The sequence below is a fragment of the Catenulispora rubra genome (assembly GCF_015356825.1).
Lineage (GTDB): Bacteria > Actinomycetota > Actinomycetes > Streptomycetales > Catenulisporaceae > Catenulispora > Catenulispora rubra.
This window is the reverse complement of the sequence record NZ_JAACYW010000004.1, coordinates 82,693-102,967: the sequence shown is the minus strand read 5'-3', so window position 1 is coordinate 102,967 and position 20,275 is coordinate 82,693. Positions and strand designations below refer to the sequence as shown.

Annotated in this window: 14 protein-coding genes and 1 pseudogene; 6 read left to right on the top strand and 9 right to left on the bottom strand. The window is 67.3% G+C overall.

The annotated features are described in order from the left end of the window. Positions 1 to 1,346: 1,346 nt before the first annotated feature. The 3 genes from GWK61_RS03030 to GWK61_RS03020 form a co-directional block, all read right to left on the bottom strand. Complete coding sequence (locus GWK61_RS03030) at positions 1,347 to 3,914, bottom strand: RICIN domain-containing protein (RefSeq protein WP_194904618.1); 2,568 nt, start codon at positions 3,912 to 3,914, stop codon at positions 1,347 to 1,349. A gap of 277 nt (positions 3,915 to 4,191) precedes the next feature. Next, a complete protein-coding gene (locus tag GWK61_RS03025; RefSeq protein WP_194904616.1) occupies positions 4,192 to 4,923 on the bottom strand; it encodes a hypothetical protein in 732 nt (243 codons plus the stop codon). Positions 4,924 to 5,074: 151 nt separating this feature from the next. Next, on the bottom strand, positions 5,075 to 5,839 hold the full coding sequence (locus GWK61_RS03020; RefSeq protein WP_194904614.1) for a cytochrome P450: 765 nt from the start codon (positions 5,837 to 5,839) through the stop codon (positions 5,075 to 5,077). Here GWK61_RS03020 and GWK61_RS03015 point away from each other — a divergent pair. From GWK61_RS03015 to GWK61_RS03000, 4 genes are all read left to right on the top strand, one after another. Further along, on the top strand, positions 5,829 to 6,032 hold the full coding sequence (locus tag GWK61_RS03015) for a hypothetical protein (RefSeq protein WP_194904612.1): 204 nt from the start codon (positions 5,829 to 5,831) through the stop codon (positions 6,030 to 6,032). The two genes, GWK61_RS03020 and GWK61_RS03015, sit on opposite strands and share 11 nt — an antisense overlap. 795 nt (positions 6,033 to 6,827) lie before the next feature. Further along, the gene (locus GWK61_RS03010; protein ID WP_194904611.1) at positions 6,828 to 8,267 is read left to right on the top strand and encodes a glycosyltransferase family 2 protein; all 1,440 of its coding nucleotides are present in this window, start codon (positions 6,828 to 6,830) and stop codon (positions 8,265 to 8,267) included. A gap of 71 nt (positions 8,268 to 8,338) precedes the next feature. Next, positions 8,339 to 9,556 carry a glycoside hydrolase family 113 gene (locus GWK61_RS03005; protein ID WP_194904608.1) on the top strand — a complete coding sequence of 406 codons (1,218 nt, stop codon included), beginning with the start codon at positions 8,339 to 8,341 and terminating at the stop codon, positions 9,554 to 9,556. After that, positions 9,553 to 11,238, top strand: a complete 1,686-nt coding sequence (locus GWK61_RS03000) for an ArnT family glycosyltransferase (protein WP_194904606.1) — start codon at positions 9,553 to 9,555, stop codon at positions 11,236 to 11,238. Before GWK61_RS03005 ends, GWK61_RS03000 begins: the two co-directional genes overlap by 4 nt. A gap of 111 nt (positions 11,239 to 11,349) precedes the next feature. Here GWK61_RS03000 and GWK61_RS02995 read toward each other — a convergent pair whose 3' ends face one another. The 4 genes and pseudogenes from GWK61_RS02995 to GWK61_RS02980 form a co-directional block, all read right to left on the bottom strand. Further along, a complete protein-coding gene (locus GWK61_RS02995; protein ID WP_194904604.1) occupies positions 11,350 to 11,613 on the bottom strand; it encodes a hypothetical protein in 264 nt (87 codons plus the stop codon). Between the two features lie 881 nt (positions 11,614 to 12,494). Continuing rightward, positions 12,495 to 13,232 (bottom strand): hypothetical protein, encoded by a 738-nt coding sequence (locus tag GWK61_RS02990; protein ID WP_194904660.1) that lies wholly within the window; start codon positions 13,230 to 13,232, stop codon positions 12,495 to 12,497. 178 nt (positions 13,233 to 13,410) lie between these two features. Further along, positions 13,411 to 14,311 (bottom strand): annotated as a pseudogene (locus GWK61_RS61480) (IS5 family transposase); the annotation flags it as partial. Between the two features lie 301 nt (positions 14,312 to 14,612). Continuing rightward, complete coding sequence (locus tag GWK61_RS02980) at positions 14,613 to 15,023, bottom strand: hypothetical protein (RefSeq protein WP_194904602.1); 411 nt, start codon at positions 15,021 to 15,023, stop codon at positions 14,613 to 14,615. 501 nt (positions 15,024 to 15,524) lie between these two features. On the opposite strand from GWK61_RS02980, the gene GWK61_RS02975 reads away from it, so the two are divergent. Together GWK61_RS02975 and GWK61_RS02970 are read left to right on the top strand one after the other, a co-directional pair. Beyond that, entirely contained in the window at positions 15,525 to 16,991 is a 1,467-nt protein-coding gene (locus GWK61_RS02975) for an MFS transporter (protein WP_194904600.1), read from the top strand. Positions 16,992 to 17,443: 452 nt separating this feature from the next. Further along, the gene (locus tag GWK61_RS02970) at positions 17,444 to 18,649 is read left to right on the top strand and encodes a thiolase family protein (RefSeq protein ID WP_194904598.1); all 1,206 of its coding nucleotides are present in this window, start codon (positions 17,444 to 17,446) and stop codon (positions 18,647 to 18,649) included. Between the two features lie 40 nt (positions 18,650 to 18,689). Here the strand turns inward: GWK61_RS02970 and GWK61_RS02965 are convergent, their stop codons facing one another. Together GWK61_RS02965 and GWK61_RS02960 are read right to left on the bottom strand one after the other, a co-directional pair. Continuing rightward, complete coding sequence (locus tag GWK61_RS02965) at positions 18,690 to 19,232, bottom strand: DUF5134 domain-containing protein (protein WP_194904596.1); 543 nt, start codon at positions 19,230 to 19,232, stop codon at positions 18,690 to 18,692. Positions 19,233 to 19,247: 15 nt separating this feature from the next. Beyond that, positions 19,248 to 20,240: an MDR family oxidoreductase gene (locus GWK61_RS02960; RefSeq protein ID WP_194904594.1), complete on the bottom strand. Its 993-nt coding sequence runs from the start codon at positions 20,238 to 20,240 to the stop codon at positions 19,248 to 19,250. Positions 20,241 to 20,275: the final 35 nt, after the last annotated feature.

The following is a 20,275-nucleotide window of genomic DNA, read 5'->3' as shown; positions in this document are numbered from 1 at the left end:
GGACAGTACCAGAGGCCCGAGGCCGGCAGATATCAGTGTCCAGATTCGGCACGGGTCGGTTGACGCACCGTTTGCGCTGGTCGCACAGGTAAGGCCGGTGGCCGGCCCGTCATCCCGGTACGTCTTCGGCGCGCCGTTCGGGCGTGGCGGGGATCGATCGGTGACGATCCCGGTCGCTACCGGCTACCGGCTACGGCTACGGCTACCGGCTACCGGGCAACGTAGCGTTGACGCGACATCGAGAGTGTCAACGCGTACTGGATCATGCGCAGGCGCCCGGTGCGAGCGTGGTTCGCGAGTCGGCCTTCGTCGTGACAAACCTCGGTAGCGAGTGAGTGATGTGGCGGCTGGGTATGCCGAGCTGAGTGTTGTCCCGCTCTCGTCGTGTTGCGAACTCATCCGCGGGCCCGCGAGCGACCTCCAGGCTGTTCCAGGTCACAAACAGACCATGCCGCTGATGACTAGGCGGGAGCTTTCCCGCTGGTGAAGACCGTGCCCATCCTGGCAGCGCCTCTCCTACGGCACCGCCAGGCCGGAGACGGTCCCGGATGGCTGAGCACTTCCAACGTTCAGGGAGTGAGCGTCCGCAGTCGCTGAGCGACCGGCGAGCCCGTCAGCTGGTAACTGCGGTAGCGATGTCATGGCCGGTGGCGTTGCCCTGGAAGGTCACGTCGATCACATGGCAACCGGAGGCTGTGTCACCGGTGCAGTTCGGCGGGACGGCGTAGTCGATGACCCTCAGCTCCTAGGTGTGTCCGACGGTAGCGTTGAACACGAACGTCTGCGGTGTGAAGCCGCCGCCGGTGCCGCACGTCTGCCCCGCAGGCGTACCCTCTAGAGTGTTTTGTTTCGTTTCGGGCGGTTGGGCCGTGTGGTTCATAGGATGTAGGTGAAGCGGCGTCGCAGGAGCCTGGTCGGTGGTGGTGGTCTTCCCGGGTCCAGGGCTTGGCTTGGGCGTTGAGCTGGGCGGTGGCCATCCGGGTGGTCTCGGCGAAGGACACTCCGGCCAGCGCGGTCTTGCGGAAGAGGCGCCACCAGCCTTCCTGCAGGTTCAGCCAGCAGGCCCGGGTCGGGATGAAAAAGCGTGGCGGATCCGCGGGTGCTCGGCCGGCCATTCGCGGGTGGACACGCTGTTGTGCCAGGACAGGTTGTCGGTGACGATCCACAGCTGGCCGCGCGGGTTGGCCTTCGCAACCCTCCGCGAGGGCGGCCACATCACACGCACTTATGCAGTTTCCATCACGAAGCGGGCGGCCGGCCTGGGTCGAACCGGCCGCCCTTCTCCTGGCTGGATTGGCCAGAACATGAAGCCGCGGAAAGTTGCTGGGCTCCGGCTGGCTGTGTTCTTAGCTGATGGTCCAGTGTTGGAGGGCTGAGCCGGTGTTGGCCTGTTGGGTCACCAGTGATCCGTCCGAGGTTGAGGCGGTGGTCAGCAACAGTCCGCCGTTCTGCGAGGCGATCGTGTAGCCGCCGCCTGCGAGCGGTGTGATGATCCATCGCTGGTTGGCGCCGCCATGGCAGGTCCACTGGATCACCTGTGCACCTGGGGACGTGGAGGCTCCTGAGACGTCGATGCACAGGTTCGATTCGCTGTTCACGATCTGATACGAACCGTCGGACTGCTGCGTGAACACCCAACTCTGGTTCCCGCCGCCGGTCGGGGCCCAGGTGATCAGCTGGGTTCCCGTCGCCGTGGAGTGATTCGGATCGTCCAGCGCCTTGCCCGAGGCGATCAGTGTGTGTGAACCGTTCGAGATTCCGCCGCCGGACCCGGTAACAGTCAATGTATAGATAGCTGAATGTGTGGCCGACGCCGCTGAACCAGTGACCGCGACCGTGTATGTGCCGGCCGGAGTCGACGATGACGTGGAGATCGTCAGCGTGCTGGATCCGCCGGCGTTCACCGATGAGGGGCTGAACGAGGCTGTCGCGCCGCTGGGAAGTCCGCTGGCGCTCAGCGATACCGACTGCGCCGAGCCCGACACCACGGCGGTGTTCACCGTCGCAGTAGCCGAAGAGCCAGGCGCCACCGAACCCGACGACGGACTCACCGCCACCGAGAAGTCGTTACTCGCGACGGAGCCGGTCGGGTTGGGGCAGGCGGTGATTCCCGGCGTGGCCGGGCAGATGATGGTGACGAACCCGCCGTTGGCGGCTTCCGGTACCGACAGCGTGCCGGCCGAGGTGACGGTGGCGGTGTCGCGCGTCAGTCCTCCGCTGCTGCCGTCGCGGACGGTTTCGGCGAAGTACTGTCCGGAGCCGAGGAAGCTCAGGCCGGTGGTGAACGTTTTGGCGCCGACGGCGGACAGGCCGCCGAGGTACCAGGTGCTGCCGTATCGCCGGGCCATGTAGACCTCTTGGCCGGGTGTGCCGCCGAGCAGTCGGGATTCGTCCCAGACGGTGGGAGTCCGGTCCAGAACGGACAGGGCCAGGGGCTGGCTGTTGTAGCTGGCCGGGTTGTCGGAGTAGTGCTGCCACCCGGATTCGAAGGCCACGGCCATGCCGACCTGGTGTCCCAGGGTGGTGTTGCCCATGGCGGTGCTGAAGTCGACCGGCGTGAAGTCCATGCTGGCCACCTGGTTGCGGGTGTACGGCAGGATCGTGTCGAAGGAGGCGTTGTCCTGTTTCTGCTCGGCACCGTAGACGGCCTCGTTGGACATGACCTGCGGCCAGGTGCGCTGCATGCCGCGGACCACCTCTGTGCCGTGGAAGTTGACCATCAGGTGCAGGCTCGCGGTGAGGGAGAGGACCTTGTCGTACCACTGCAGGGTGGGTTGGGTGTGGTTGAACACGTAGTCGATCTTGACGCCCGCCACGCCCCAGTTGGCCGCCTGCTGCATGGCCTGCTGCAACGCCGCGTCGGTCTGCAGGGTGCTGGAGTCGTACCACAGGAGGATGTTGACGTTGCGGGCTTTGGCGTAGCTGACCAGGTCGGGGATCCAGCTGGCCGACCAGCCGGCGTCGACCAGGTCGTAGGGCCACCCGTTCTGCGCGGCGAAGTCGACGTACTGCTTCTGCTGGTTCTCGTCACCTGTGCCCTGGGTGAGCCAGGACCAGGCGACTTGGCCGGGCTTGATCCAGGACGTGTCGGAGACCTTCGACGGCGGGGCCAGGTCGAACTCGATCTGGCTGGCGAAGACGGTGTTCAGAGTGCCGACCGCTGCGACCCGCCAGGGTGTGGACAGCGGCCCGGTTGTGGACGGTTGGCTCTCCAGGGTGGTGGTGAACGTGCCGGTGCCGGCGGCGTGGGTCAATGTGGTGGCGCTGTAGCGGCCGTCGAGGTCGGTCTCAGCGACGCTGACATAGGTGCCGCCGACGTTGAACAGCGCCGGGTAGGCGTAGTTGCCGCCCGCGGCCTCTCCGGCGGTGGTGGTCCGCCACTGGCCCTGATAGTCCGAGGCCATGTCGTTGAGCCAGGCCGGGGAACCGGTCGGCACCGTCCACCCCGCGGTGTCGGCGGTGACCTGGATGGCGCCGGATTCCGGCAGCACCCACCGGTACGCCACTCCCTCGGCGCCGGCCACCACCACCAGGTCGACGGCCGCGCCGTTGCTCCCGGTGAACGCCAGGGTCGTCTGGTTGTACGTGGCGCTTCGGGAGCGCTGCTTCCCGGTCGTCATCGTGTAGGACTGGGTCGTCACGGTGTCTGAGCGGCTTGCGAAGTTCAAGCCGCTGCTGAAGTCACCCACGTTCGCGGTGATCCCGATCGGCGCCGACAGTACCGTCGTCCCGCTCCGTTGCGCCGAGAACGTCAACTGGCCGTTGGTCAATGCGATGACCGCGGCGGGGCCGGAGCCCGACGGGTCGTTGACGGTCCAGCTGCCGCTGGAAGCGGCCTTCGCTGGAAGGGGGATCGCGAGCGCCGCCGCGGCCCACAGGGCTACGGCGATGATCACAGGCAGAATGCGTCTCACCAACACTCCTCGATTTCGCAGAAGCTGACGGCGCCACCCGCCCCGACAGAGCGCAGCCTCTGGACGACGGTGTCCTTCGAGGGAGTCCGAGCCGGGCGGCCTTCTCCTCGTTGGGCCGAGCCGATCGCTGGCTACGAGGACGGGTACGAATGTTCCGGTGGCCTGGGCCCGTCGCAATATTCGAATATCCGGACCCTTAAGGGATGTGGACGGTCGCTGCACGACCGTCTACAATCCCCGCCCCTGGCCGGCGTGGCGCCGGGAGGTCTGCAGGACGTCAGTCCCGAAGACGCCACCTGATGCCGTGCAGGCCGGTGAGCAGGGGCGTTCCGATGAGGTGGACCGTGTGGTGGGTGTTGAGCTCGAGCGCGGCCGTGGGGCGGATCGGTTCGTCGTAGTCGGTCTGGGTGAAGGCGTGGCACTCCGCGGGTGGTGCCGCGGGGTCGAAGACGAGCTCCAGGGTGTACAGCTCGAGCCGGTGTCGCACGGCGTGGGCGAGCACGGTGCTGGACTCGCCGGTGGGATTCGTCCAACGGTATTCCAGCAGCCAGGTCTCACCGGCCCTCAGACGTTGCCCGAAGCAGAGTTCGGCGACGATCACCGGGGCGTCGGCGCGCCAGCGAACCTGCCCGACGGTGCAGTTGGCGACGGCTTCGACGTCGATCCTGCTCAGGACCGAGCCGGCGTCGGCGAAGTACCGAAGGATGTACCGGTCGACGCCGTCGCGCCTGGCCCGTAGCACCACCCGCGAGGTGATCCGCCAGATCCGGCCAGCTTCGTCGGCCCACGCCCGGTCCTGTCGCGACAGCACGTCGACATTACGGTCGCGCGCACCCGGAACTTGGTCGAGGAGTTCGCCCAGTGCTCCGGAACGTTCGCTGAGTTCGATACGCGGTATGAGTTCGCTCAGTGCTTGATGGGGAAGGCCGAGCATCTTCTCCAGCGCGTGCACGGCGGGGACCGAGGCGGGTCGGGCGTTACCGTGCTGCCAGTCGCCCAGAGTGGACACCCCGACTGGATACCCGAGTGCACCAAGGCGTCTGGAGACGACCTGCAGAGTCAGGCGTTGGCGGCGGATGGCCGTACGAAGCGTGTCATGGAACGTCACCGTCGCGGGAGCCGGAATTCTTCCGGAGTCATCGCCGACCGTGTCATCGCGGCTAGGCATAGATCGATTCCGTTTCTTGAAAAAGACGGCGTTTCACGCTGTCGTCGACCCGAAGCCGTTCCCTGACTATTGCTAGCCTAGCCCCCGTAAGCTGCGTGTTCTTGGGATCGGAGGCGCGGGTGCAGGTGACGCTTCGGCAGGTGGAGACGTTTCTCACGGTGGCGGAGGAGCAGCATTTCGGGAAGCGCCGGATCGAATTGAGCGCCGGACCGTCGCGACGCAGCAGTTCCTCGACGAGCGCGGCCATGCGGGGCGTGTGCGGGTCGGGCTCCGCGCGGACGAGCTCTGCGAGCCGTGGTTCGCTGAGCAGGGCGGCGATGCCGTTGGAGATGAGGTGCACGGTGGTCTCGAAGCCGGGCCACAGGATGAGGAAGACCAACGACATCAGCTCGTTCTCGGTCAGCCGGTCCTCCCCGTCACGCGCGGCGATCATCGCGCTGAGCAAGTCGTCGGCCGGCTCGGCACGCTTGCGCTCGATCAGACCCACCAAGCACATGTACATGCCGGTCACGGCGTCGCGCATGGACGGCCGATTCGGGTCGTTCGGCGTCATCAGCGATCGGGTGTAGTCCTGGAAGGCGGCGCCGTCCGACTCCGGGATCCCGAGCAGCTCGCAGATGACGACCATGGGAGCCGACGCGGCGAGTTCGCTGAGCAGGTCGGCCTGGCCGTTCGGAGCGATCCCGGTGATCAGCCGGTCGATGACTGCCTGCACACGTTCCTGCAGACCTTCGACGCGTCGCGGGGTGTCCAGCAAGCTCCTCGACGACCTGAAACTGACGGACCACAAGAGCCCTGACTTCCACCGGCTCGGCGCCTCGCTGACCGACTTCGACCCCGAGCCCGGGGGCCTACTGCTTCGCGAGCTGCCCGAAAATCGTCGAGTGGTATATCTGTGCGCCCACCACGCCGCCGCCCTGCACCACCCCGCGCAGATCCCTGGCCCCTGATACCCGGACGTATCGCCTCTCACGGGCAATGATCAATTGGCGTGCAGAAGCCCCACCGACGGCGGAGGTTGCAACGCAGGTCAGCAGGTTTCGTCGATAACCGGTGAGCGCTACGACCTGCCGCCGGTCGTGTCCTTCACGCCCCGATTGCGCATCGGTCGCTCGTCGTGCCTTGCAGGACAACGGACACAACGGAACGAGTCCAAGTTGTTGGTGCACGGCGTGCAGATTGGCTGGGGCTCGCGCGGCCTCTGGAAGCCGGAGGCCACGTCGTGTTGGTTGCGCCGGGCCCGGCCGGCCTTGGTTCCAGCTGCCGTCTGCCAAGGCGATAGAGGTCGCGTGCGCCGCCGAGCCGCCGGCGCCGAGCAGAGTCTTCCTTATCACGTCTGCATACCCGGCGATCACATCCGCGCTGCCCGTATGGAAACCACCGTATTCGCTTTCCAATGGCCGTTCCCGTGTGCTGAAAATTTGGAAGAGTCTGGTGGAACTCTACTGGGGAGTCACAAGGTGGGGCCGATTTGTCAATGGCCTGGCGAGTCAGGATACTGAGTGGTGCGGGAGCCCAAGCACGAGGGGAACAGTCGGGACTCGGTCCCATCTGTCTCACATCGGCGTGGGCTCCATTGTTTTTGGTTTCATGTTTCGCTGGAGATCCAAGCGCTCGCCGCGCGCGGGAATCCCCAATGAGAAAGCGATGCGAGCGTGGTCGGTAATCGCGTCCGCCGAAATACCATTAACAGGCGTGGCGGTAAGACCGCCGCACGCCTGCTCAGCCGCCGTCAGACATTATTCGTGGCGGCGTTGGCGGCCCTCATCGTGATCGGGGCGCTCACCCGGCCGATGGCCGCGCTGACTGTCGTCGTTGCGGCCTGCATCTTGTTCTACACGGTGTTCGCGGTGCTGAAGTTCGTGGTGACGCTGGCCGGGCAGAAGCACCAGTGGCTGCCACGGCGGATGGTCGAGGCCGACGATCCGGGGCTGCCGCGGTACGGGGTCCTGCTTCCCGTGCACAAGGAAGCGAACATGCTGCCGTACTTGGTAGCCCGGGTCGAACGCCTGGAGTACCCGCGGGAAAAGCTGCGGATCCTGCTGCTGATCGAGTCGGACGACGAGGAGACGCTGCAGGCGGCGGAGCGGCTGGGCCTTCCGTTCCGGCGGGGTGGCGAGACGGACGGCGGGGGACTGGGCCACCTGACCGTGGTGGTCATCCCGCCCGGCGGGCCGAAGACCAAGCCGAACGCCATGAACGTGGCCTTCGATCTGCTGGCCACAGCGCAGTGCCAGTTCTGCACCATCTACGACGCCGAGGACCGTCCGGCGTCCGACCAGCTGCTGCGCGCGCTCGGCACCTTCCGGGCCGCCGGGCCGGACCTGGCCTGCCTACAGGCTGAGCTGGCGTTCTGGAACGACGACACCAACTGGGTCACCGCGCTCTACTGGATCAGCTACAAGATTCATTTCCGGCGCTTCCTGCCGGGCCTGGCGCGCCTGGGCATGACGATCCCGCTCGGCGGCACTTCCAACCACTTCCGGATGGCCGCGTTGACCGCCGTCGCGCTGCCCAACGGCGACATCTGGGATGCGCACAACCTCACCGAGGACGCCGACCTGGGCGCCCGCCTGGTGGCCGGCGGCTATCGGATAGACCTGCTGCACTCGGTGACCTTGGAGGAGGCGCCGGCCCATTTGCGGATCGTCGACAAGCAGCAGCGCCGCTGGAAGGGCGGCTACCTGCAGACCGGTCTGGTCCATACCCGCAGGCCGCTGTCCAGTGCGCGACGGATGGGTCCGGTGCGGTGGGTCTGTTTCAACCTGCTGATGATCGGGACGCCGTTGTCGTTCCTGCTCAACCCGCTGTTCTGGGGGATGACGGTGGTGTACTTCGTCACCCGTTCTCCGGTGGTCTGGCAGCTGTTCCCGCCGTCCGTGTACTACCCGAGCCTGGCGCTGCTGCTGATCGGCAACTTCGGTCTGCTCTGCGAGTTGGTCCTGACATGCGTCCAGGAGGCTGAGCACACACGCGGGCGTTACGGGCTCATCAAGTACATGTTCCTTGCGCCGGTCATGTGGCTGTGGATAAGCCGGTCGACGTACATCGCCGTCTGGGAGATGGCGATCGGGAAGCGGGCCTGGCACAAGACACCGCACGGGCATGAGATCGGCGACGACACGGCCGACCTGGTCCCGCCGTCGGTGGAAGCAGCAGCAGCCTGCGCGGGGAGCGGGCGGTGACCGGGCGAATACGAGGTCGGAGACCGGCTCGACCGGAGGTGTTCCGTCCCCGCCGGCTCCTCTGCTTTGCCGTGGCGGTCGCGGCGACGTCCTTGCTGGGCGTAGCAGGTTGCGGACGTCTGGCGCCCGCCCTGCCCGCGGGCTCCGCACAGGTGCAGGCCTTTCCGGAGACCGGGGATCCGGGGCGCCCCGACGGTGGTGCTGGCAACAGCCTGGTGCCGTCAGGAACACCTGGTGCGTTCGATACGGGGAGCGCCCCGGGCTCGTCGACCGCTCCGGGATCGGCCACGCCGAGCATCCCCGCGCCCGGCGTTCGCGTCTCCTCCGGCGTCCAGTCGATCAACGCCGACCTGGGCGTCGAAGTGTACTGGCACACCATCGGCGATCCGGCCTCCGTCGACAAGCAGGCTGCCAGGATCCTCGACTACGTGGTCGGGCTGGGCGCCAACGCCGTGGCCGTGACCTTCCCGATCTTCACAGACGGAGCCAAGCCGACCCGGGCCTACGGCACCCCGGACGCCACCCCGGATCCGACCGCTCTGGGCCGGGTCGTCGCCGCCTCCAAAGCGCGCGGGCTGCGGGTGACGGTGCGCCCGCTCATCGACGAAGCCGACATCATCTCCTCGGGCGGCTGGCGTGGATCGCTTCAGCCGGCCGACGTGAACAGCTGGTTCGCCAGCTACCGCGCCCTGCTCGGCCCCTACTTCACGATGGCCCGAGCTCAACGCGCCGACGAGTTCGTCGTCGGCACCGAGCTGAACTCGCTCATCGACGCCGACGCGCAGTGGCGGGGCGTCATGGCCGACGGGACCGCAAAGTACGGCGGGGAACTCACCTACGCCAGCAACTGGGACTCCTGGGCGCACGACCAGGTGCCCTCGGCCGTCCCGGACGTCGGAGTGGACGCCTACCCGCCGCTCAAGCTGCCCGACACGGCCAGTGTGGACCAACTCTCCGCCGCGTGGACGGCGTGGCTGCGCCACCGGTCCGGGGCCACACTCGAGAAGACCGCCATCCAGGAGCTCGGGATCCCGGCGCAGGCTGGCGCATACACCAAGCCCAACAGTTGGGGCAGCGCCTCGGCCGCGATCAAACCCCAGATCCAGATCAACTGGTTCGCCGCCGCCTGCCAGAGCGCCCGGGCCCTGCACCTGCGCGGGCTCTACTTCTGGATGGTCGACAGCAACGCCGTGCCGGACCACGCGCAGAACGACCCCTCGGGGTCGTTCATCGGGCGCGGCGACTCGGCCATCAAGTCCTGCTTCGCCGAGCCCTGGAGTCACTCGTGACCGCCGTCGCCGATTCCGAGTCCCCGGAATCCGAGCGCGAAGCGGGGGCGCCGCCGCGCCGGCCGATCCCGGCCGCGCCACAGCTGGACGAGACCACGCTTATCCCGATGGTCGTGCGGCCCACCGTCAGACAGGAGCACCGGCCCCAGCCGGCGCCGCCGACGGAGCGGCGGGCCGTCCTCGCGGTCGCGGCCGTCGCGACGATGCTGTCGGTCGGGGCGTACGTCTACTTCTCGCGTCGGCATCTGGTGCTGGCGCTCAAGGACAGCTACTCGCACCTGGAGATCGGCCGACGCGTGGTTACGGGGCCGACGCCGGGCATCGCGCAGCTCGGCGGCGTGTGGCTGCCGCTTCCGCACGTGCTGCAGATGCCGTTCGCGTGGAACTCGACGCTCTACACCTCGGGTCTGTCCGGATCGCTGGTCTCCATGGGCTGCTTCGTGGCCGCCGCGGTGCTCATCTACCGCACCGTTCGCATCTTCTCGCCCGACCGGGTCTGGCCGGGCATCATCGCGGCGAGCGTCTTCATGGCCAACCCCAACGTTCTGTATCTACAGAGCACCGCCATGGACGAGATGCCGTTCTACGCCTGCACCCTCGCAGCCGTGTACTTCCTCGTCCGGTGGGCCGACACAGGCCGGCCGACCGGCCTGCTGGCCGCGGGGCTGGCGAGCATGGCGGCGATGCTGTGCCGCTACGAGGCGTGGTTCCTGGCCTGCGTCTATGTGCTCTGCGTGGCTCTCATTTCCCGCAAGCTCGGCTACCGGGGTCGCGACGCACGCGGCCTGGCACTGATCCCGACCGTGTTCGGGCTGCTCAGCGCCGCCTCCGGCTGGGTGTTCTACAACTGGGCCATCTTCGGCAGCCCGCTGAACTTCCTCACCGGCGAGGGCTCCTCGGCCCAGCAGATGGCGCACCGCACGGACCCGGAGATCGGCAGCATCACGACGACGCTGCATGCCTACGGCATAGCAGTGACCGCCAACCTGGGCATGGTGATGGTGGCGGTCGCCATCGCCGCCCTGGGAGCATTCCTGCTCCATGAGCGGCTCTCCGCGCGCTCCCTGCCCATCACGGGCCTGCTCCTCCTGCCGGCGTTCCACATCGCTTCGATCGAGCGCGGCCAGTTCCCCATCGGCGTGCCGCAGATCAACGGCGACCTCGACAACCTCCGCTTCGGCCTCGCTCCGATCCTTCCGGCCGCGCTGCTGATCGGCTGTCTCGCGGCCCGATGGCCGCGCAGGTGGCCGGCGTTGCCGGTGACGGTCACTGCTGTCGTCCTGATCGCGGCACTGTCCACGACCACCTTCGCGCGCAACGAGGTGGTGATCGCGGCCGAGGCACGGAACGCCAACACCTACCTTGAACTCCAGGCCCAGACCGCCGACGTCCTGGTCCACCAGACCGGCGGGCCGATCCTCATGAACGGGTACGGCAACGAGAAGGTGCTGTTCCCCGTACTGCAGCGGACCATCTACGAAGGCAGCAAAACCAAGACGACGAACCTCTGGCTCAACGACCTGAAAGACCCCGCAGAGAACGGAATCCAGGTCGTGGTCATGCGATTCACTGGACCGACTCCCGACGACGTGTACCACGCGCTGTACAAGTCCCCGATTCTCGCGGACCGCTACCGACTGTCGTTCCAGAACGGGCAGTACCTCGTGTACGTACGGAAGTAGCGACAGCTGCCGGATGACCTGTAGTTCTCGCAGGACGTGGTAGACGGTCGGGTCGGTGTCTGCTGGGAGGGTGCTGAGCCAGTAGTCGGAGGGTTCTGGGGCGTCTTCGTCTCACTGGGCGAGGAGCCACTGGGCCGGGAGCGTGCCGTCGGCGCCGCGGGGTATGGCGTTGTTGACCGGACGTACCCGCAACGCGAGGAACTCGCCGGTCATCAAGGCTTGCGGGTTATCGCGTGTGGTCCGGGTGCCGGTGCGCCGGCCCGCTTCGGTGAATGACTCGCGTCCGGCTTCGACGGCCAGGGCCTTGATACTCGTGGGCTTGTCCGGATAATGCGGTTGACCGGCCGGGGCGGCCATTCCGTTCCGATCTTGCATGTGAAGACGCTGGTGCCCCGTGGTCGGTGATGATCATCAGTCCGACCGTCGGCGGGCTTCGGGCTGCTTCCCGTGCTGCTTGCGTTGAGACGCGCGATACCGAGGCCGATCTGGTCGTTTCGTTGCGTGTCGCCGACTGGGGGGGGTGGATCTGCGGCCGAACAGGTCCGATGAGCGCCCGTGGGCGACCCGTGCGGATCGCAGGCGCTATGTGGTCAGGGTGCCCGGAAGGACAGGAGGTCATGCCAGCGAGTGGTATATCCAGGGCGATGGCCTCGATGTGAACGCCGGCGGTGCTACTCCGTATGCCGTCTTGGCTGCCCTGGCTCTGTCTTGACCCCGCGGTATGGCCTGCAGCCCGGCACGGATGGTGTCGGAGGCTCGAGCGGAGATCCACATGCCGACTGGCCTGCAGCACTCTTCAAGATCGTGTGCCGCGTATGTACCGCGGACAGCCGTAAACGACCGTCAGATCGCGTGCCTGCTCGGCTTCGCGGCGGTGTCGGCGAAGATCGAAGGGGTTCGCTGGAAGGCGAAGCGGCTGGCCGAGCGTGGCTGGGTCACGCGTTTGGGCTCCGGGGCGTTCGCGGCTTGTTCGGTTTCGTCAGTCGGTGTGCCATGAGCGGGATCATCGCCCAGCGCACCATCGTCTGGTGGGGGCGATATGCCGCTTCGCGCCGTTGATCTTCTTCCCGCCGTCGTAGCCACGCTGGTGCGGGACGGGTTCGAGCCTGAGGCTTGCTCTGCTGGCGGGCGTGTCCCGCCACGGTGCAGTTCAATCGTCCAAATGCGGATTACCCCTATAGAACTCGCTACGGTGACAACCGCTGAACTGGTAGCCGAGGGGCCGGCTTCGGCTGCGCAGCGGTCCTCGCGTTGTGCTACATGACCGCTTCAACCTCCTGGAAGTGCATGATCCGGCCTCGTTCCGTCATGTCCGACCCGGGCGGCGCCGCTGGATCGAGGGCGTATCGCGTCCCGTCGCTCAGCCTCAGCCCCTTGCGGACATACGGCGCCCAGGCCTCGTGCACCTCGCCGTCATGCGGGCCGCCGGCCAGCACCACCGGGATGAAGGCCAGCTCCGTGGCCGACGTGTCGGTGATCGGACCCTCCCGCTCGTCCTTACCCTTGTGCTGCACGAACACCTCGCCGTCGGCGACGATGAGGCTCCACCGGTCGTCCGGCGAGTCGCCCAGGGCCTTGAGCGCACCGTCGCACGCGTGGTCGAATGTGAAGTGCTCGAACTCGGGGGCGTAGTAGAAGTCCCGGACCGGGTCGGCCAGTTCGTCCTGGAGCGCGGCTCCCGGCATCAGGAAGGTCCGGATCAGGTAGGCCATCCACTTGGCGGAGTCGTAGAACTTCTCGGCCTTGTTCCAGCGGATGTACCGGCCGTCGTCCGTCGGCTCCCAGTTGCACCACAGGCCGGGCTGGTCGGGCCCGGGCTCGTTGTAGTCGAGGACGTCGGACTCGTCGTCGTCCCAGTCGGCACCGCAGCAGTAAGGACCCTTGTCCCGGTCCATGTGTCGGCTGTCCGCGAACCGGCGCAGGTAAGCGATCTCGTGCTCGTTCAGCCGCGGCCTGACGGCGATCTTGCCGGTGAACTTCGTGCTGTAACCCATGACCCGACACCATAGACGGGAACCCCGACTGGGCGGCGCCCGTGCCCGTTACAGGACTCTGACAACCGCCCATGCGGCCGCAGCCCGCTCCACCGATCTTCGCCGGCACCGCCGCGAAGCCGAGCGTGGCTGGATCACGTGTTTGGGCTCCGGGCGTTCGCGGTTTGTTCGGTTTCGTCAGTCGGTGTGCCATGAGCGGGATCATCGCCCAGCGCACCATCGTCTCGTGGGTGTGTGCCAGCCGTTCGTAGTCGCGCACCAGGCGGCGTCTGCGGGTGAGCCAGGCCAAGGTCCGCTCCACGACCCAGCGGCGGGGCAGGACGGCGAACCCGGCTTGTGATTCGGTGCGGCGTACGACTTCGATGCGTGGGCGCAGGTGTTGTGCGGCCCAGTCGATCAGCGCGCCGGCGTAGCCGCCGTCGGCCCACACGTGTCGCACGCGCGGGCACAGCATCCGCATGCGGCGCAGCAGCGGCTGTGCGCCGTCGCGGTCGAACACCGAGGCGGCGGTGACCAGCACGGTCAGCAGCAGACCGAGCGTGTCGACGGCGATATGCCGCTTCGTGCCGTTGATCTTCTACCCGGCGTCGTAGCCACGCTGCTCGGTGCCGACAGTCTCGGCGGCGCGCAGCGACTGGGAATCGATGACCGCAGCGGAGGGTTCGGGCTCGCGGCCGTCGGCGACGCGGACCGCGCGGCGCTGCCGGTCGTGCGGCAGGGCGGTCAGACCCTGGTCGCGCCAGCGACGGAAGAACCGGTAAACCGCGTCCCACGCCGGAAAGTCGACCGGCAGCGCCCGCCATTTGATCCCGTTTGATCCCGTTGTCCACGACGTACAGGATCGCGTCGACTATCACCCGATGGCAGTAGCCCTCCGGGCGTCCGCCCCGGCCGACCATCCACGCCGGCACCGGGATCAGTTGCCTGACCTGCGCCCACGCCGCGTCAGTCTGATCCGTCGGGTACGTCGCTGACCGCCGCGGCTGATCGGCTGCGTTGCCGAAACGGCACGGCAGACACTCGCACGACACGCCCACCGCACCCAGGCCGGTGGCATCGGCAGCGACAGCGTCCAGCATGGGCACAGGGCCTCCTTCGCGCTCTGGTCTCGACAACCAGGAGCTACGCAGGAGGCCCTGCTTTCATGTGCGGAACACCGCCGGATCACTCAAAAACGTGAACAGTCACACCGACCGTTCGGAAAGACAACGGGCTCTTAAGTTAGAAGTGGGGCGTGAGGGACTCGAACCCACGACCAAGGGACTATGAGTCCCCTGCTCTACTGCGTCCCTCATCGCCTTTGACCTGCGGCTAAGCGGTTGAGCGGGTTGCGCGCGGGTGAGCTGTGCCGCGTATTTGCCGTGACACTGTCAGCAGCGTCTAGGGGCGGTCGAGCGGGGGCAGCCAGTGTTCATCGTCCCAGCGTTGCTCCAGCTGGGAGATCTCGACTCGTTGCAGCGTGTACTGCAGCAGTTCAGGACTCCAGGTCGTCAGATGCCGCCCCAGTGATGCGAGTGCGGCCGCTGCTTCTTCGAAGTCCAAGCCGTCGCCGTCCAGAACGGCTGTGACTGTCGCTCCGCCGGAGTAGCAGATGACATGGTGTTCGAGTCCCTTGCGGACGGGTGGGACCCGGTCTGCCGCTGAACCGATTACGTCGGCCGTGCTGAGAGCGACCGCGAAGACCGATGTCCATCCCTCGGTCATGGCTGCGGACAATGCGTCAACGAAATGTTGTCGGCGTTCCACTTCGGGTTCCGGTCCGGTGATGTTGATCCGACCCAGGTATGGCACGTCGTTCCCTCTCGTTGCCGGCGCCGCGGGCGCATGACCGGATCGTAGCGGTGGCAGGCCTGGGCCGACGGATATAGCGGCATGCCGCCGACAGCCTTCACCTCACAGGCGGTTGGGCTGTCGGTTGACGTCCTCAACGTTGTTTGTGTGCGGCGGACGCCGATGAGCGCTCCGGTCCGCGGTGTGATCGGTAGCGGAGGTAGGTCTCGCTAGCCAAGAGGCAGCCTGCGCTTGTGATCCTCGGCTGGCCAGGAGCGACTGCCGTTGAGGCGAACCCGAGGAGAGCGACCGTCATGGGATCGCGCCTCGCGGAGCGCTGGCTAGGCCGAGCGGCATGACACCAGATTCCCTCGTCAAAAGCTCGTCGTGAGACCCGGTTGTACGCAGGGCGGACTCCTGATGTGGGCATGGCTACCGACGGCGTCCTGGACGGAATGTACTGCCACTGAAGTACTCTGATTTGGGCTGCTGATGGGTGCCAGATGCGACTTGGATATGGGTGTGCCGAAGACCCAGCGCTCGGGCCGGGGTCTCCATAGGTACGCGCTGGCGGTGTGCATGGCCGGCGGGTTCGTCGTCTTCCTGGACGTCACGATCGTCAACGTGGCCCTGCCCACGATCAAGCAGCACATGCACGCCTCCGGCAGCCTCCAGCAGTGGATGCTCTCCGGATACACCCTGGCGTTCGGGCTGATGCTGGTTCCGGCCGGCCGGGTCGGTGACGTGCTGGGTCGCCGTCGGTTGTTCGTGGCCGGCCTGATCGGCTTCGTCGCGGCCAGCGCCGTGTGCGCGCTGGCACCGACGATGGCCGTCCTGGTCGCGGCGCGTATCGCGCAGGGCGCCGCCGGCGGGGTGCTGACCCCGCAGATCAGCGCCACGATCCAGCAACTGTTCCAGGGTGCTGACCGTGCCCGGGCCTTCGGCTACTTTGCCTCGGTCGTTTCGGTGTCCTCGGCGGTCGGCCCGGTCGCGGGCGGAGCCTTGATCAGCGGCTTCGGGGCCGACCTTGGCTGGCGGGCGGTGTTCTTCGTCAACGTGCCCATTGGGGCCGTGCTCACTCCGTTGGCCCTGCGATGGCTGCCGCGGCGCGGCCCTGCTCCAGGCCGACGATCGAGTCTGGACCTTCCCGGATCGCTGCTGATCGGAACAGCGGTGGTCCTGGTGCTGCTGCCCTTCATCCAGAGCAGCTGGGCACTGTGGCGCTGGTGGCTGCTGGCCGCCGCCGCAGCCGTGATCGGCGGATTCGTGGCCAGGGAACGACGCGTCGCCGACCCGGTGCTCGACCTGAAGCTGTTCCGCAACGGCTCATACACGATCGGCGTGATCGCGGTGACGTTGTACTTCGCGGCGCTCACCCCGTTCTTCTTCATCTACACCTTTACTCTCCAACTCGGCCATCACTACAGCGCCGTGGAGGCAGGGCTGGCACTGACTCCCTTCGCCCTCGGGGCCGCCGCGACAGGCCCGGTGGCCGGGCGATGGGCCGCCCGGTACGGCCGGGAACTGGTGATAGCCGGGCTCCTGCTGCTCGGCGCCGGGATGCTGGGCGGCATATGGGCCGTCGACGCAACCCACGGCGGCGGCACCGGCTGGGCGACGATCGCGCCGTTCGTGATCGGCGGCATCGGCGGCATCGGCGGTGGCATGTTCCTGGCCCCCAACCAGTCGCTGACCCTGTCGGCGGTGCCGGTGTCCCAAGCCGGCTCAGCCGGCGGGCTGTACCAAACCGGGCAGCGCCTCGGCGCTTCGACCGGCGTCGCGGCGGTGGTGTGGCAGTTCTACGCGGGCCTCACGCAAGGTGGGTCGTACGAAGAGGCCTATCGGCGTGGAGGGCTACTGATCGTGGCTGTGATCGCGCTCGCCCTCGTGCTCGCCATCTTCGACTGGCGGCGAGCACGCAGCCGAGAGCTGTCCCGGACCGGAGTTCGAGGTCGCATTGGGACTAAGGCGGAGAAAACTCCGACGTGACCCTCACCAGTATCGCCGCCACGGGCCAGCTCGGCTTGAGTGGAGGTATCCGAGCCAGCTGAGAGTCGTGGCGATGCGGTCGACCGGTGAGCGAGCAAGGCCGGTTGCCCGGACCAGATCGCTGCTGCGCGACCGTTCGCGGGAAGTCGGCGCGCGGGCCCGTCGGGGCGTCGGCGGTATTGGCAGCCCGGGGTTTCGGGCGCGCCGCCGGACTTCAGGGGCATCCGTCGTCCTCGCGAGTCGGGGAGGGGCCGAAACCGTGCCGGTGTGCCGTTGACAGGTGCGGTGCTGCGGAGCAGACTCTCCGTGCCACGATCTGTGAATGATAGTTCATCAGGCGAACGCATGAGTCGCAACCGAAGAGGCGGGCGAATGGACAAGGTGGTGAGCTCGGCTGATGCCGACGAGATCGTGCACCACACGGCGGCTCCCCTCCAACTGGGAACGTCGCTGTGAGCGCGGGCGTCTACATCGTCGACGCTGTCCGCACACCGTTCGGTAAGTACAACGGCGCGCTCGCGCCAGTCCGGCCCGACGACCTCGCCGCCCACGCGATCCGCGAACTGCTGGCGCGCACCCCGCCGTTGGATCCGGGAGGTATCGACGACGTCTACTTCGGTAACGCCAACGGTGCCGGTGAGGAGAACCGCAACGTCGGACGCATGGCGGCACTGCTGGCGGGCCTTCCGGTCACCGTGCCTGGGGTCACGGTCAACCGGCTGTGCGCCTCCGGGCTGGAAGCGGTGGTGCAGGCGGGGCGGGCGATCGCGACGGGTGACGCCTCGGTCGTCGTGGCCGGCGGCGTCGAGTCGATGACCCGCGCGCCCTATGTGCTTCTCAAAAGCGAGAGCGCTTTTCCCGCCGGGCATGCCGAGCTGTACTCCACGGCCTTGGGCTGGCGCATGGTCAATCCGAGCATGGAGCCGCAATGGACAGTCCCCCTGGGCGAATCCGCAGAGCTCATCGCGGACAAGCACGGCATCACTCGCGAGCAGCAGGACGTCTTCGCTCTCGCCAGTCACGGCAAGGCCGCAGAAGCCCAGGAGAAGGGCCTGTTCGACGCCGAGATCGTGCCGATCACGGTCCCGCGCCGCAAGGGTGACCCGGTGCGTGTGGACCGCGACGAATGTGTGCGCCCCGAAGCCTCGCTTGTCGCGATGGCCAGACTGGAGCCCTCATTCCGTGACCACGGCGGAACCGTTACGGCCGGCAACGCCTCTCCGCTCAACGACGGTGCCGCCGCCCTGCTGCTGGCTGACGAGGCTGGGTTGCGGCGGCTGGGCCGGGAGCCGCTTGCACGCATCGTCGCAGGCGCTGTCACCGGTATCGAACCGCACTACTTCGGCTTGGCGCCGGTCGAAGCCGTCAACCGGGCCCTGGTCAAAGCGGGACGCGGCATGTCCGATCTGACCACCTTGGAGCTCAACGAAGCCTTCGCTGCGCAGGTTCTCGGTTGCCTGGCCGAGTGGCCGGCCCTCGATCCGGCGGTGCTCAACCCGCGCGGCGGCGCCATCGCCATCGGCCACCCGCTCGGCGCGTCCGGTGCTCGCCTGGCCGGAACCGTCGCCCATCAACTTCAGGCCGTCGGAGGTGGGGTCGGCGTCGCTTCCCTGTGCATCGGCGTCGGCCAGGGGATCGCCCTCGTCCTGGAAAGGTGAGGTCCGTGTCACTGACGCAGCCATGACCACGACCTTTCGGTCAGCCCGCTGCCACCATCGCTGCCATGGCCAACGTCATGACCAACTCGCTCGCATGAGGTGCCACGACCAGAACCCGGTCCCAGTCGGTGTCTGCCTGCTCGGACCGTTGCTTCCCGACTCGGGTCAGCTGTCGGCCCTGGGCAATCGCACAGATGGTCAGGGCAGCTGACATCGCGATCGCCACCGGTGCCGGCCGGTATTGCGACCCGGCAGACATCAAGGCCATCGCGGACAAGCCCAGCGCGATCACCGCGTTCGAAATGTGATGGCCACGCTGCGCTCGTGCGCAACGGACCACGAACACCACTGCCACAGCGGCGAATACGCCCACTGACACGCTCGTGATCGCGGACGTGAGGCCGAGCACCATCGCCGTCATCCCAACGCCCATCACCAGATGGCCCGCGTCGGTCGCCAGGTCTGGATCCGGTAGCCGGTCGACTGCCACGATCCGCAGCATGTGCAGCGTCGGCACGGCCCAGAACACCGCGAGCTGGGCCAGCAGGAGAACCGGCGATCCCCTGCCGGCCGTCATGTCCATTCCCGGCACGACTGCTCAGGCGGAGACGTCGATGACGACGCGGCCGCGAACCTCGCCCCGCAGGATCGCTTCCGCCAACTCGGGCAGCTTCGACATCGGTTCCGTCGAGGTCAGCGTGAGCAGCTTCTCGGGGTCGAGATCGCGGGCAAGCCGCCGCCAAGCCGCCTCCCGCTTCTCGACAGGTGCCATCACCGAATCGACGCCGATCAGCGCGACGCCCCGCAGGATGTGTGGCAGCACTGTCGCATCCGGCATGGTGTTGCCGCCGGCCAGCCCGCACGCGGCTACGGCCGAGCCGTAGCGCGCTTGCGACAGGACATTGACGAGAATGCGTCCGCCCACGGCGTCGATGGCCCCGGACCACTGCTCCTTCTGCAAAGGGGCGCCGGCAGTTGCCAACTCGTCGCGCTCGATGATCCGCGCGGCGCCGAGGCCGAGCAGGTAGTCATGTGTCGACTCCCGGCCAGTCGCCGCGACTACTCGCGCGCCGAGGGCCGACAGAAGAGCCACCGACACCGAACCGACCCCGCCGGCGGCGCCGGTGACCAGGACCTCTCCGTCAAGGGGACGTCCCCACGCCTCGAGCGCGTCGACGCACAGTGCCGCGGTGTACCCGGCTGTGCCGATCGCCATCGCCTGCTGCGTGGTGAACTGCTCGGGGATGCGCACCAGCCATTCGGGCTTGACCCGCTGGTAGCGGGTGTATCCGCCGGCCTGTGTCTCCGACAGGCCCCAGCCGTTGACGACCACGCGGTCGCCCGGCGCCCAATCCGGATCCAGGCTTTCCACGACGGTGCCGGCCAGGTCGGCGCCGGCGATCAGCGAAGGCCTGCGGGCGATCTTCTGCCTGCCGGACACCGCGAGGCCGTCCTTGTAGTTCAGCGACGAGTACTCGACCTGCACGAGCACGTCGTGCTCCGGCAGGTCGGCGAGGGTCAGCTCGGTGAAGCTCGCGGTCGGCGCGCCGTCGACGGTGTCGAGGACGATGGCCGTGAAAGTGTCGGTCATTCCTACGTTTCTCCGGTTCCATAGACGACGCCTGC

What these genes read in the sequence shown, in the direction of transcription:
- GWK61_RS02995 (WP_194904604.1), bottom strand. Translation starts at nt 11,613, where the DNA reads ATGCAAGATCGGAACGGAATGGCCGCCCCGGCCGGTCAACCGCATTAT.
- GWK61_RS02990 (WP_194904660.1), bottom strand. Translation starts at nt 13,232, where the DNA reads ATGGGTTACAGCACGAAGTTCACCGGCAAGATCGCCGTCAGGCCGCGG.
- GWK61_RS02965 (WP_194904596.1), bottom strand. Translation starts at nt 19,232, where the DNA reads ATGGACATGACGGCCGGCAGGGGATCGCCGGTTCTCCTGCTGGCCCAG.
- GWK61_RS02960 (WP_194904594.1), bottom strand. Translation starts at nt 20,240, where the DNA reads ATGACCGACACTTTCACGGCCATCGTCCTCGACACCGTCGACGGCGCG.